Raw genomic sequence first — 13,901 nt, 5'->3', positions numbered from 1 at the left:
GCCTTTTTGTACATTTTAAAAAAATAGGGCTTTTCATGTCATTTGATATTTAAGAAGCTTATAACAAGAGGTGAATATAATGAAACTAAGAACTCCAATGCCGGAATTAGAAGGTGCTACAACTTGGTTAAATGGGGAAGTAAAGCGAGACGATTTAGTTGGGCACAAACCAACACTATTCCATTTTTGGTCTATTAGCTGTGGTTTATGTAAAGAGGCAATGCCTAATGTTAACGAGTTTCGTGATAAATATAAAGACCAATTAAATGTTATTGCAGTACACATGCCAAGATCAGAAAAGGATTTAGATTTAGAGGAAATAAAAAAGGTTGCTGAAGAGCATGAAATTACTCAGCCTATCTTTGTTGATAATGCACATAAGTTAACAGATTCCTTTGAAAATCAATATGTTCCAAGCTATTATGTCTTTGATGAAGAAGGACAGCTGCGCCACTTCCAAGCTGGTGGTGGCGGCATGAAGATGCTAACGAAGCGAGTTAATAGGGTACTGGGAATAAAGGAGTAACATTTTTAACGTACTGAAGAAACTGTCGCCGTGTAAACGGTTGACAGTTTTTTTCGAAAGAAAGTATAAAATTTTCACTCTACGTAAGGTGTCTAGCTCCATACGCTTTTCTTATGCTTTATTAAGTGGGGGTATTTAAAAATATAATTGCAGGTTTTAAAAAACCTTTGTATGATGAAAGAGAGATAAGATCAGGTCATATTGGGTTAGACGGGGGAAGGTACATAAAATGAAAAAACAATTTGCTGTTATTGGTTTAGGGAGATTTGGTGGAAGTATATGTGAGTCGTTAAGTAAACAGGGAATGGAAGTTTTAGCAATTGACACAAACGAAGAAAAAGTGAACCGATACGCTAATGTAGCTACTCATGCTGTTGTGGCTGATTCAACAGATGAGAGTACATTAAAGAGCCTAGGAATTCGTAATTTTGATCATGTAATTGTAGCGATAGGTGATAATATACAATCTAGTATTTTGACCACTTTGATGCTTGTTGAGCAAGGAGTAAAGCACATTACTGTAAAAGCACAAAATGACTACCATGAAAAAGTTCTTAATAAAATTGGTGCACATAAAGTAGTACACCCTGAGAGAGATATGGGAGTACGGATTGCTCACAATATCGTTTCGAAAAATGTCTTAGATTATTTAGAGCTTTCAGATGAATATAGTATTGTTGAATTAATGGCAGGAAAAGCTGTTAACGGAAAATCATTAATAGAGTTAGATATCAGAGCTAAATACGGATGTAATATCATGGCTATTAAGCGAGGAGAAAGTATTAATGTCTCCCCACACGCAAATGAGTTACTCCATAGTGGGGATATACTAATTGTTATTGGTGCAGATGCAGATATCAATCGTATGGAACATACACTTTTCGATGATGACTAAAATAGCCAAAAAGGAAAGATAACACTAAGTAACAACGTAGAAAACTATAAAGAAGACGTTACCAAAAGTAATAGTTTTGGTAACGTCTTCTTTTGTAGTGGCTTGAATTATAACAGAAAGTAAGCAACTGCAGTACCAAGAACGATCACATACAAAGCATGTGGTAAATTAAGGGCAGTAATTCGATATGGATTTTGTTTAGTATTCATAGAGGTTAACGTAACTGCCATTCCATATGTTCCTGACGTACAGTTAAGAGCAGATCCAGTTATAAGAACGATCGCAATACTTAATGGATTCATGACTGTTAATAATGGTGTGATGACTTCGCTTAAAATTCCAATTGTAGCTACAGGATGAACACCAAACAGAGCCATAACTAAAAATGTTAACTGTAGAATGATCAATATAAGAATAGGATAATCAGCAGCACTCAACACCGGGTACTGGATAACTTGTAATAATGTTGTTCCTTGTAGACTGTTAGAGAATAGTGCTAATGCTAGGAAAAGTACAACAAAGTTTTGCATAGAGTTTGTTCGTACTTTCCAAGTTTCCCAGCCAATTGTCCAAAATGTTCTCCACCGTTTTATGATAATAGACCAAACTGCAGCAAATGGGAAAAGAATGAGAGTTACAGTTAGTATAAAATCCAAATAAAAGACATTCCCTATTATTATTACAGTTGCTAGAAAAAGTGAGAGAGCAATGATTAATTGAATAATTTTCTTCATAAGTACTTTTGTATTCAATTGATGATTTTTATTAGGGGATTCATATGGAGTCTTGCGATAGAAAAATCTTCCCCATAATGAGTCACCGATAAATGCGGCAATAGAAATGATTAATAACCATGGTAATAAGCTAGCATATCCTACTCCAGTTGTACTAATGGATAAAGCAACCATTACTTCTAATGGACTCCATAAAAGGGCAACCGAAAAACCCCTTAATGTAGTCATAATAATAAACGTGTTTTTCACTTTATCTTTGACAGTGGACAAACTTTCTTTTAATACAGCCTGTGAGACAGGAACTGCTGTTAAATTTAAAAAAGCACCTAAAGAATAAGCTGTAATTGCACTTCTAGGATAGAGCTTACCTAAATCCTCAACATTTGCTCTCATTAATTGATTTAACTTTTTATCAAATCGGCCACTTCGAACAACACTATTCATCCATGGCAACATTGCTAATAGGGCTAATAAGGAAATTGTAGACGTCATAAAATAGGGTAGATGTAAAAAGTTGTGTCCTTCTGAAATAAATAAGAATAAACCAATACTAATAAATACTAACCCTATAACTTTAAATAATTTAGTTGCTGTAATAAAAGATAAAAAGAGCATGGGAATAGCCAACAAACCGACGAAATAGTCTATTTGACTACTCTTTATGAAGGTATTTCCTATATGTAATATAAAAACAATAGAATAAAAAATATACAAATGCTGATAAATGCCTTGGAGCTTCATTATGGAATTGATGCCACCTTACTTAACTATATTTCTTTTACAAAAATTGAACAAAAACACATGCTCAATTTTGCACAACATGTCATCTACTTTACTCCACTTTCCTAATTAATTCAATCCATAAAAGTACTTAAAGAAGAAAACAAAAAACAGACAAGATAAATAATAAGGATCTTGTCTGTCTTTACTTAGATATATTTCTAACAATAGGCTTATATTAGCTTTAAATTTCCATTATGATAGGTAGAATCATCGGCTTTCTTTTTGTTTTTTCATACAAAAATGGGCCTAACATATCCGTAATTTCATTTTTAATTTCCGACCATTGTGACGTTTTTCTTTCCATTAATTCATTAAGATGATCAGAAAGCTTTGATTGTGCTTCATTAATTAGGTCACCAGATTCACGCATATATACAAAACCTCGAGAAATAATATCTGGTCCTGCGGCAACCTTAAATTCTTTCATATTAAGGCTAACAACAACGACTACTAGCCCTTCTTCTGAAAGTATACGTCGATCTCGTAAAACAATATTACCAATATCTCCAATTCCATTTCCGTCAACATAAACATTACCAGATGGTATTTTCCCAGCTAAAGAACCTTCATTTTTATCAAGTGCTAATACATCCCCATTATCCATTATAAAGCAATTTTCCGGTTGTACACCACAGTCTGTCGCTAAAACATTATGTTGCTTTAACATTCTATATTCACCATGAATCGGTAAAAAGTACTTTGGCTTCATAAGTCGCAGCATTAGTTTTTGCTCTTCTTGTCCACCATGACCTGAAGTATGAATATCATTTAAAGAGCCATGGATGACTTCTGCGCCTGCTCGATAAAGTTGGTTGATAATTTTACTAACACTTAAAGTGTTCCCAGGTATTGGAGATGACGAGAATACAACCGTGTCTCCTGGAATGATCTGAATTTGTCGATGTGTTCCGAAGGCAATTCTAGATAAAGCTGCCATTGGTTCACCTTGGCTTCCAGTACACAGGATGGCAACTTGATCACTCGGTACTTTATTAAGCTGTGAAGGTTCAATAAATGTATTTTTAGGTGCTTTAATATAACCTAATTCTAATCCAATATTAATGGCCGATTCCATACTCCGTCCAAACACAACTATTTTTCTCTTGTTTTTAACCGCAGCTTCTACAGCTTGCTGTAAACGATAAATATTTGAAGCAAAGGTAGCAAATATAATTCTACCTTCTACTGAACGGAAGATTTGGTCAATACTTTCCCCAACTTTGCGTTCGGACATAGTAAAACCAGGTATTTCACTATTAGTACTGTCGGATAGTAGGCACAATACTCCTTCATCACCTATTCTAGCCATCTTTGTTAAATTAGCTGGCTCACCAACTGGTGTGAAGTCAAATTTGAAGTCACCAGTATGAACAATATTTCCCGATGGAGTTTTTACTACAATACCGTACGAATCAGGAATACTATGTGTTGTTCTAAAAAAGGATACTGACGTTTTTTGGAACTTTATAATTTGGTCCTCATGAATTTCCTTTAGTTCAGCTTTTCGTAGTAATCCGTGTTCTTCTAATTTATTTCGAATTAAACCAAGAGCAAGCTTCCCACCATATATTGGAACATTAAGCTCCCTTAGTAAATAAGGAACGCCACCAATGTGGTCTTCGTGACCGTGCGTAATAAAGAGCCCTTTGATCTTATCTTGGTTTTTAACTAAGTACGTATAATCAGGAATAACGTAATCAATGCCTAACAATTCGTCTTCTGGAAATTTAATACCTGCATCAATAATAATAATTTCATCTTGAAACTGCACACCGTACATGTTCTTACCGATTTCACCCAAACCCCCGAGGGCAAAGATCGCAACTTGATGATTTTTAGCTTTCATTTTACACATTCTCCAATTTAAAATTTTCGTTTTGTTGTTCATATGCTAAAGCATCGCCTTTTAATGGGGTGACAAATTCAATGTTATATTGACGATCAGCAAGTTTTTTTCTAACATCCTCTTCAGAGTTTGCCTCTAAATACATAGCTTTTGTTTTTTCACGAACAGGCACTTCGTGAATGGTTTCTTGATAAAATACTTTAAAAATCATTAAATCCTCTCCTTTTGTTCTTTTTTTTTATATTGGCTTTTTCTAATTGATTTTTGTTTTAATTGATTAAAAGAAACTACAAAAAAGAAAACATATCTCTCTTTATTAGAGAATCATCCGAACCGGATAAACGAAAGCTTCTTAAACTCATATCAATGTAAAAGAATTAGCCTTTATATTTAAATTAATACGATAGGATTGTCTATAAATGTATCATTCGATCCTATGTATGTTATCCCCATGAACTATATTTGTTTAAACGCTGTTCAATTATACAATTTTTTAACACAAATGATAATCCTCCTTTCTTATAAAAAAGAAAGGAAGAATTAAAAGTGAAAAATTTTTATTAAATGTATAATTTTTTTGGGAGTAAATCTCGACATCGTTTTAATAATCGTTCTCTCCACCTTTTCAACATTTTAAACCCTCCTTGTTTGCAATTCAAGACTTACGATTTGTTTTTATGATTAGTATTTGTTATTTTTTTATAATATTGTAAGGGAAACGTTGGTAATACTTTGACAAATGTTAATCTATTCATGTAAATTAATGTGGTAGAAAGGTAATTATCATGTAATTTTAAGGGAGACCTCACAAGCAAGTGGAAATTGCACCATGGAGTATGAAAATTAATTTTAATCCAATTGGAATGAGTGGAATCCTACGAGTCTTCTCAAAGAAGTATAAGTTAGGGAAGTAGGATCAGTTTTAAGTAAAATGCACTTTTAAAGTAGTAATTTATATAAAGGTAGTTGAATGTATGATGACAAACAAAAAAGTTGTTTTTTTAGATATTGATGGAACAATTTTAAATGAAAACAAAGAAATTCCTGCATCTGCAAAAGAAGGAATTAAAAGTTTACATGAAAATGGATATTATGTTTCTATTGCAACTGGTCGTTCTCCAGATCATTTTAGGGATATAATAAAAGAATTAGAAATCACCTCTTATGTAAGCTTTAATGGGTCATATGTAGTTTTTAATGGTGAAGTGATTTATGAGAACCCCTTGAATACGAAGGATTTATTAAATCTAGAGGAAGCAGCTTTGAATAGGGAGCATCCTATGGTTTTCCTAAATGAAAATGAGCTTTTTGCAAATCATCCTGATCATCATGCGATTCATGAAAGTATGGGTTCATTAAAGTTAAAACATCCTACATTTCATCAATCCTTTCATCATGTAAACCCAATATATCAAGCTTTATTATTTGTTGAGAATCATGAGACACAGTGGTATGAGCAAAATCAAAGACAATTTGATTATGTACGTTGGCATGAAAAGGCAATTGATGTATTACCTCCAAACGGTTCAAAGGCTAATGGGATTAAAGAAATGCTTAAAAAATTAAATATTCCTGTGGAGAATACCATTGCTTTCGGAGATGGATTGAATGACATAGAGATGCTTCGGTATGTAGGTTATGGAGTGGCCATGGGTAACGGCGTAAAGAAAGCAAAAGAAGTAGCTAATCACGTTACTGATGACGTAAGCAAGGATGGACTATACAAGGCCTTTGTTGATCTTAATCTAATTAATGAATTAAAATGAAATGCAAAAACTACGGACTAAAAATCCGTAGCTTTTGCATTTCATTATTATGTTAAAGGTTCGTCAAATTCATTTCTTTTTATCACCTCATTAGGAGGTAAAGTTTGTTTAAAAGAATCATTATTTTCTTCGATACGATCATAAAACATAATCCCATTCAAGTGGTCAATTTCATGCTGAAATACAATAGAAGGTAGTCCTTTTAATTTTAATGTTACTTTTTCGCCCTCTTGATTTATACCTTGCACTTTTATTCTTGCATATCGAGGAACAATTCCTGGCACGTCCCTATCAACTGACAGGCAACCTTCTCCGTTCTCTAAATAAGTTGTTTCAACAGAATGGCTAATTATTTTTGGATTATAGATACCAACATTAATTAAGTTGTCATTGTGGTCTGGTACTCTTACGGCAATCATACGTTTACTCACATTAATTTGAGGAGCAGCCAAACCAACACCAGCACGCAAACCATATTTTTCAGCAATTTCTGGATCTTGACTATGTAAAAGAAAGTCCATCATTTCTTTCAATATTCTATAATCATCTTCTTTTGGTGGAAGGTAAACTTCAGATGCTTGTTTACGCAATGTTGGGTGCCCTTCCTTAATGATATCTTTCATTGTTAACATTTCGTTTCTCCTTTCTGCATGTCCAATAAAATAAAAAAAGATATTAATATTATTTCACACTCACATCATATACTATTATAGGTGAAATGAGAAGAAACGAGAGTAACTTCTACTCCCGTTTCAAAAAAATTATCTAATATAGCCAGAACGATAAGCTCCGAATCCTAAAAGAATAATTAGGATAAACAAAATAACGACTAAAGCAATTCCTATACCTAAACCACTATGTGCACCGTATGCTGGTGCTGGAGCAGGGTAAAAAGGTCTAGGTGGTACACCATAGCTGAATGAACATGGATCACAATATCCACCACCATATCCGTACATGGTAATGCCTCCTTTGTTTGGTCAAAAGTAATTATTTATTCATAGTTATTCAACTTAGTGGTATAGCTACTGATGAGTTGAATAAAATGTAGGTGTGATGCGATGTACTAATATGCTATGCATATACACAAAGTTGGAGTGGATATATACCTATTTAAAGTACTTGGATTGATATTAATTGGCATTATTTTTTGAAAAAATGTCTTGTCAAATGTATGAAAGTAGGATAGTTTTGTTAAAGAGGAGTTTGTTTTTTTTTCATGATTTTAGGGGGGAAGAAATTTGAAAAAACTTTTTATGTTGTTTTTCGTCGTTCTTTTAATACCAATCCTTGCAGGATGTGAAGAAGAAGATAATCCTGTTGAATTTATGTACGAGCATCTTGAAGAAGCAGTTAGTATTGAAAGAGCTGTAGGAGAAAAACAAGACCCATTAACGGAAGCTGAAGATAATGAATTACAGTGGTATACAGAAATGTCTGAGACATCTGATATGGAAGAAATTGAATATTTAGCTCAGCAAGCTATTCAATCAGCTGAAGATAGACGGGAATTGATGGAGGAAGAAAAGGAAATTATTGATGAAGCATTTGAGGAATTTCAATTAGCAAAGCCTTTTATTGATGATATTGAAGATGAATCTTTACAAAACAATGCTAATTCAATGGTAAGTATTATGGAAGATCGATATGAAGTATATCAAGAGCTTTACGAACACTATATAGAAACAATTGATATGGATATTGAACTGTACACGATGTACTTTCAAGAAGATTTAGCTTTTGAAGAATTACAACAACAGCATGATTTGGTTAATGAAGCTTATCAACGTATTAATGAATTAAATCAAGAATTTAATGAATATACTGCTAATTTCAATGAATCCAAAAGAGATTTTTATGATTTAGCAGAGTTAGATGTTGTTTTTGAGTGAAATTAAAAATCAATAGTTTAAATTTAGAGGGTATTTCATTGTATTCATAATGAAATACCCTCTTTATGTTTGTTTTTTTATAAGAATGTTTGTGAGCAAATAAATTGCAAAGAATATATAACAGGATTAAAATACATATATAACAGTTGGTAAGAATAGATAAAAAACGTTAGCAACATAAAAATAGTAAAAAACAATGAAATCAAGTAAAAAATCGTTGACTAACGTCAAAACCTTCGTGTAAACTATTCTTCGTAGCACACAGTTGTATTAGTTATATATTAAATATAATGTGACAGAAAGTATTGTTTATTAAATGGGACTAACAAAGATTAAGAACCGTTCTGAAGGGTATACAACGTTTAGGAACAATATATGGACAAAGGTCCACATGGTTTTTTAGGTTATGGGTATCCTAAACAATGGCGACTAAGTGAGGACAGTTTGAAATTTATCCCATCGTGAAAAGAAAGGAAGAGGTGAGTTCATTCATGGAAAAAACAAAAGAGTTACAGAACATTGAAAGTCAATTTGAAACATTTCAAATACTGAATGAAGATGGCGAGGTTGTCAATAAAAAGGCAATGCCAGACTTGTCTGACGAACAATTGAAAGAATTAATGAAGCGTATGGTTTATACACGTATCTGGGATCAACGTGCAATTTCACTAAACAGACAAGGACGTCTAGGTTTCTATGCACCTGTTGCAGGGCAAGAAGCTTCAATGATTGGTACTCATTTTGCTCTTGAAAAGCAAGATTGGATTTTACCAGGTTACCGTGATATTCCTCAAATCGTTTTTCATGGAGTGCCTTTAGAGCAAGCATTTCTATGGTCAAGAGGACATTTAGCTGGAGGTCAAATGCCAGAAGGCGTAAATGTTATGATGCCACAAATCATTATTGGTGCACAAATTACACAAACAGCTGGTGTAGCAATGGGGTTAAAGCGTAAGAAAAAGGATGCAGTTGCAATCACATATACTGGTGATGGTGGTGCTTCTCAAGGTGACTTCTATGAAGGGATGAACTTTGCTGGCGCATATAATCTTCCTGCAGTTTTCGTTGTACAAAATAACCGATTTGCAATCTCTGTTCCAGTAGAAAAGCAATCAGCAGCAAAAACAATTGCACAAAAAGCTGTTGCAGCAGGTATTCATGGTGTTCAAGTAGATGGAATGGATGTACTAGCTGTTTATGCAGCTACACAAGAAGCGCGTAAACGTGGTCTTGAAGAGAATGGTCCAACTTTAATTGAAACATTAACATATCGTTACGGCCCACACACAATGGCGGGGGACGACCCAACTCGTTATCGTTCTTCTGATTTAGATGACGAATGGGAAAAGAAGGATCCACTAGTACGCTTCCGAAAGTTCCTTGAAGGTAAAAAATTATGGACGGAAGAAGAAGAAAATGAAGTAGTAGAACAAGCAAAAGAGGATATTAAAGCTGCTATTAAAAAGGCTGACAGTGCTCCTAAACAAAAGGTTACTGATTTAATCAATTTAATGTTTGAAGATCAACCGCACAATTTAGTGGAGCAAATGGAAGAATACAAGGCAAAGGAGTCGAAGTAAGCTATGGCGCAAATGACATTGATTCAAGCGATAACTGACGCATTGCGTGTGGAATTAAAGAATAATGAAGATGTCCTTTTGTTCGGTGAAGATGTAGGACAAAACGGTGGGGTATTCCGTGCAACAGAAGGATTACAAAAAGAGTTTGGAGAAGATCGTGTTTTTGACACTCCATTAGCTGAGTCTGGTATCGGTGGATTGGCTGTTGGATTAAGTGTAACTGGATTTCGTCCAGTAATGGAAGTTCAATTCTTTGGTTTCGTATTTGAAACGTTTGATGCGATTGCTGCTCAAATGGCTCGTATGCGCTATCGTTCTGGTGGAGTTTACAATTCTCCTGTTACAATACGTTCCCCATTTGGTGGAGGGGTAAAGACTCCTGAACTTCATGCTGACAGCTTAGAAGGATTAATGTATCAAACACCAGGTCTGAAAGTAGTTATACCATCAACACCATATGATGCAAAAGGTTTATTAATTTCTGCAATTCGTGATAACGATCCAGTTGTATACTTAGAACACATGAAATTATATCGTTCTTTCCGTGGTGAAGTTCCAGAAGGAGAGTACACAATTCCACTAGGAAAAGCAGATGTTAAACGTGAAGGAAAAGACATTTCCATTATCACATATGGTGCAATGGTTCATTCTTCATTAAAAGCTGCTGAAGAGCTTGAAAAACAAGGAATTGATGCAGAGGTAATCGACTTAATGACAATCAGTCCTTTAGACATTGAAACAATTATTTCTTCAGTAGAAAAAACAAATCGTGTTATCGTGGTTCAAGAAGCTCAAAAACAAGCAGGTATTGCAGCGAATGTAGTAGCTGAAATAAATGAAAGAGCAATTCTGAGCTTAGAAGCACCTGTATTACGAGTAACTGCTCCAGATACAATTTTCCCATTTGCTTCTGCAGAGGATGCATGGCTACCAAGTTATAAAGACATTGTTGAAAAAGCAAAGGAAGTTGTTGAATTTTAATACTATCAAAAGATAAAGGTTGAAAAGGGAATTTCCCTTTTCACCTTCCTTACTTTTAATTGAAAAGATAATCATAGAAATGAAACGGAGGCGTTAGTCGTGGCATATGAGTTTAAAATGCCTGATATTGGTGAAGGAATCCATGAAGGTGAAATAGTAAAATGGGAAGTTAAAGAAGGGCAAGAGGTTAAGGAAGACGATGTCCTTTGTGAAGTGCAAAATGATAAAGCTGTTGTTGAGATTCCATCACCTGTTGATGGGAAGGTTCACAAGATCCATGTAGAAGAGGGCGTAGTAACTACAGTTGGTACAGTTATCATTACCTTTGAAACAGATGCTGTTCAACCTCCATCAGCTCATGGTGATCATGAGGAAGATGCTCCAGTTGAAGAAAAAACTGAAGCTGTAGAACAAGCAAAAGAAGAAGAAGCATCAGAACCTGCAGCACATGTGGAAGTAGATGAAAATCGCCGTGTAATTGCAATGCCTTCCGTACGTAAATATGCACGTGAAAAAGGTGTAACGATAGCTAAGGTTGCAGGATCAGGTAAAAATGGTCGTATTTTAAAAGAAGATATCGATAATTTTGTTTCTGGTGGTGCACCAGTAGCAGAAGCTCCAGCTGCAGAGGAATCTCAAACAGTTGATACTTCAGTAGCAGAAAAGAAACCAGTAGCTCCATATACTCCAGCAAATGCAGAGTTAGAAACTCGTGAAAAAATGTCTGGTATTCGCAAAGCTATCTCAAAAGCAATGGTTAACTCTAAACATACTGCTCCACATGTAACATTAATGGATGAAATAGAAGTAACGGACCTTGTTGCACATCGTAAGAAGTTTAAAGAAGTAGGTGCACAAAAAGGAATTAAACTTACTTACCTTCCTTATGTTGTTAAAGCTCTTACATCTGCACTACGTGAATACCCAATGTTAAATACATCACTTGACGATTCTACTGATGAGATTGTACACAAGCATTATTACAACATCGGTATAGCAGCAGATACAGAAAAAGGGTTATTAGTTCCAGTTGTTAAGGATACTGATCGTAAATCTATCTTTGCTATTTCTGATGAAATTAATCAATTAGCTACGAAAGCTCGTGAAGGCTCTTTATCAGGCGATGAAATGAAGGGTGCTTCTTGTACGATTACTAATATTGGATCTGCTGGGGGACAATGGTTTACACCAGTAATTAATCACCCAGAGGTTGCTATTCTTGGACTTGGTCGTATTGCTGAAAAAGCAGTGGTTCGTGATGGTGAAGTAGTTGTGGCTCCAGTTCTTGCATTATCATTAAGCTTTGACCACCGGATCATTGATGGTGCTACAGCACAGCATGCACTGAACCATATTAAACGACTTTTAAATGACCCACAATTAATTGTTATGGAGGGATAGTATTATGGTAGTAGGAGACTTTCCTATTGAAGTAGATACACTTGTGATTGGATCTGGTCCTGGTGGTTATGTTGCTGCAATCCGTGCAGCTCAACTAGGACAGAAAGTAACAGTTGTTGAAAAAGAAAACTTAGGTGGGGTTTGTTTAAACGTAGGTTGTATTCCTTCAAAAGCACTTATTGAAGCTGGCCACCGTTATCATAAAGCAAACCATTCTGAAGATATGGGTATTTCTGTTAGTGAGGTTAAATTAGATTTTACTAAGGTTCAAAAATGGAAGGACTCAGTTGTTAAAAAATTAACAGGCGGAGTAGAAGGACTATTAAAAGGTAATAATGTTGATATTGTAAAAGGGGAAGCTTTCTTTGTAGATGATTCTACTGTACGAATTATGGATGAAAAATCTTCTCAAACATACAAGTTTAACAATTGTATTGTTGCTACTGGCTCTCGTCCAATCGAGTTACCTAAATTTAAATTTAGTGATCGTGTTGTATCTTCAACAGGAGCACTTACTCTAAAAGAAGTACCAAAAAAATTAATCGTAATCGGTGGAGGCTATATTGGAATTGAATTAGGATCAGCCTATGCTGACTTAGGCTCTGAAGTAACGATTTTAGAAGGTACAAAGTCTATCCTTCCAGGATTTGAAAAACAAATGAGTCAATTAGTATCAAAACGTCTTAAGAAAATGGGCGTTACGATTAAAACAGAAGCATTTGCTCAAGAAATGGAAGAAACAAAGGACGGAATTAAAGTTAAAGCTGAAGTTAAAGGAAAGATTGAAGAATTCGAAGGGGATATCCTATTAGTAACTGTAGGACGTAAACCTAACACAGAAGAGCTTGGTTTAGAACAAGCAGGTGTAGAAATCGACGATAGAGGTATCATTAAGGTTGATGAGCAATGCCGCACTTCAGTAAAGAATATTTACGCGATAGGTGATATTGCACCAGGTCCTCAATTGGCCCATAAGGCATCTTATGAAGCAAAAGTAGCTGCAGAAGCTATTTCAGGTCATCCATCAGTAATTGATTATACAGCAATCCCGGCAGTTGTGTTCTCAGGACCTGAGCTCGCAACAGTTGGTTTAACTGAAAAAGAAGCGAAAGATGAAGGTTACGATGTTGTAGTGGCTAAATTCCCATTTGCAGCTAACGGACGAGCACTTTCCTTAAATGAAACAGATGGCTTCTTAAAAATGGTTACACGTAAGGAAGATGGCCTAGTATTAGGTGTACAAATTGCTGGAGCAAATGCTTCTGATATGATTTCTGAAGCTTGTGTCGCTATTGAAGCAGGTATGACTGCAGAAGATTTAGCATTAACAATTCATGCACATCCATCTTTAGGGGAAATTACGATGGAAACTGCAGAAGTTGCTCTTGGTATGCCAATTCATATTGTAAAATAATCTTGTTAATATTTAAAACCAGGCGATTTAATTATCGTCTGGTTTTTTCATTTTCAGAAGGGTAAGTTCTAACGAGTATACGT

General features: G+C 34.9%; 13 protein-coding genes. 8 read left to right on the top strand and 5 right to left on the bottom strand.

The features are described 5' to 3' along the window. Positions 1–79: 79 nt before the first annotated feature. Positions 80–526, top strand: coding sequence for a TlpA family protein disulfide reductase (locus tag QA612_RS18720; RefSeq protein WP_278285349.1), 447 nt, complete (start codon positions 80–82; stop codon positions 524–526). 229 nt (positions 527–755) lie between these two features. Continuing rightward, on the top strand, positions 756–1,421 hold the full coding sequence (locus tag QA612_RS18715; protein WP_278285348.1) for a potassium channel family protein: 666 nt from the start codon (positions 756–758) through the stop codon (positions 1,419–1,421). A 107-nt stretch (positions 1,422–1,528) separates the two neighbouring features. Here QA612_RS18715 and QA612_RS18710 read toward each other — a convergent pair whose 3' ends face one another. The 3 genes from QA612_RS18710 to QA612_RS18700 all read right to left on the bottom strand — a co-directional run bounded on the left by QA612_RS18710 (position 1,529) and on the right by QA612_RS18700 (position 4,995). Next, a complete protein-coding gene (locus tag QA612_RS18710) occupies positions 1,529–2,896 on the bottom strand; it encodes a hypothetical protein (protein WP_278285347.1) in 1,368 nt (455 codons plus the stop codon). A gap of 223 nt (positions 2,897–3,119) precedes the next feature. Further along, complete coding sequence (gene rnjA / locus QA612_RS18705) at positions 3,120–4,784, bottom strand: ribonuclease J1 (RefSeq protein ID WP_278285346.1); 1,665 nt, start codon at positions 4,782–4,784, stop codon at positions 3,120–3,122. Between the two features lies 1 nt (position 4,785). Continuing rightward, positions 4,786–4,995 (bottom strand): DNA-dependent RNA polymerase subunit epsilon, encoded by a 210-nt coding sequence (locus QA612_RS18700; RefSeq protein ID WP_278285345.1) that lies wholly within the window; start codon positions 4,993–4,995, stop codon positions 4,786–4,788. 763 nt (positions 4,996–5,758) lie between these two features. On the opposite strand from QA612_RS18700, the gene QA612_RS18695 reads away from it, so the two are divergent. Further along, the gene (locus tag QA612_RS18695; protein ID WP_347568883.1) at positions 5,759–6,550 is read left to right on the top strand and encodes a Cof-type HAD-IIB family hydrolase; all 792 of its coding nucleotides are present in this window, start codon (positions 5,759–5,761) and stop codon (positions 6,548–6,550) included. A 47-nt stretch (positions 6,551–6,597) separates the two neighbouring features. Here the strand turns inward: QA612_RS18695 and def are convergent, their stop codons facing one another. Both def and QA612_RS18685 read right to left on the bottom strand, forming a co-directional pair. Further along, the gene (gene def / locus QA612_RS18690) at positions 6,598–7,182 is read right to left on the bottom strand and encodes a peptide deformylase (protein WP_278285344.1); all 585 of its coding nucleotides are present in this window, start codon (positions 7,180–7,182) and stop codon (positions 6,598–6,600) included. Positions 7,183–7,311: 129 nt separating this feature from the next. Continuing rightward, the gene (locus QA612_RS18685; RefSeq protein ID WP_278285343.1) at positions 7,312–7,509 is read right to left on the bottom strand and encodes a sporulation protein YjcZ; all 198 of its coding nucleotides are present in this window, start codon (positions 7,507–7,509) and stop codon (positions 7,312–7,314) included. Positions 7,510–7,791: 282 nt separating this feature from the next. Between QA612_RS18685 and QA612_RS18680 the strand changes: the two genes are divergently transcribed. The 5 genes from QA612_RS18680 to lpdA all read left to right on the top strand — a co-directional run bounded on the left by QA612_RS18680 (position 7,792) and on the right by lpdA (position 13,818). Further along, positions 7,792–8,442, top strand: coding sequence for a YkyA family protein (locus tag QA612_RS18680; RefSeq protein WP_278285342.1), 651 nt, complete (start codon positions 7,792–7,794; stop codon positions 8,440–8,442). A 491-nt stretch (positions 8,443–8,933) separates the two neighbouring features. Next, complete coding sequence (gene pdhA, locus QA612_RS18675; RefSeq protein WP_278285341.1) at positions 8,934–10,022, top strand: pyruvate dehydrogenase (acetyl-transferring) E1 component subunit alpha; 1,089 nt, start codon at positions 8,934–8,936, stop codon at positions 10,020–10,022. Between the two features lie 3 nt (positions 10,023–10,025). Continuing rightward, entirely contained in the window at positions 10,026–11,003 is a 978-nt protein-coding gene (locus QA612_RS18670; RefSeq protein ID WP_278285340.1) for an alpha-ketoacid dehydrogenase subunit beta, read from the top strand. Between the two features lie 99 nt (positions 11,004–11,102). Further along, entirely contained in the window at positions 11,103–12,404 is a 1,302-nt protein-coding gene (locus QA612_RS18665) for a dihydrolipoamide acetyltransferase family protein (protein ID WP_278285339.1), read from the top strand. Between the two features lie 4 nt (positions 12,405–12,408). Beyond that, a complete protein-coding gene (gene lpdA, locus QA612_RS18660) occupies positions 12,409–13,818 on the top strand; it encodes a dihydrolipoyl dehydrogenase (protein WP_278285338.1) in 1,410 nt (469 codons plus the stop codon). The last annotated feature ends 83 nt before the right edge of the window (positions 13,819–13,901 follow it).

This window comes from Evansella sp. AB-P1 (assembly GCF_029688925.1).
Taxonomy (GTDB): domain Bacteria; phylum Bacillota; class Bacilli; order Bacillales; family Salisediminibacteriaceae; genus Evansella.
Note: the sequence above shows the minus strand (reverse complement) of the source record. Positions and strands in the feature narration are given on the sequence as shown.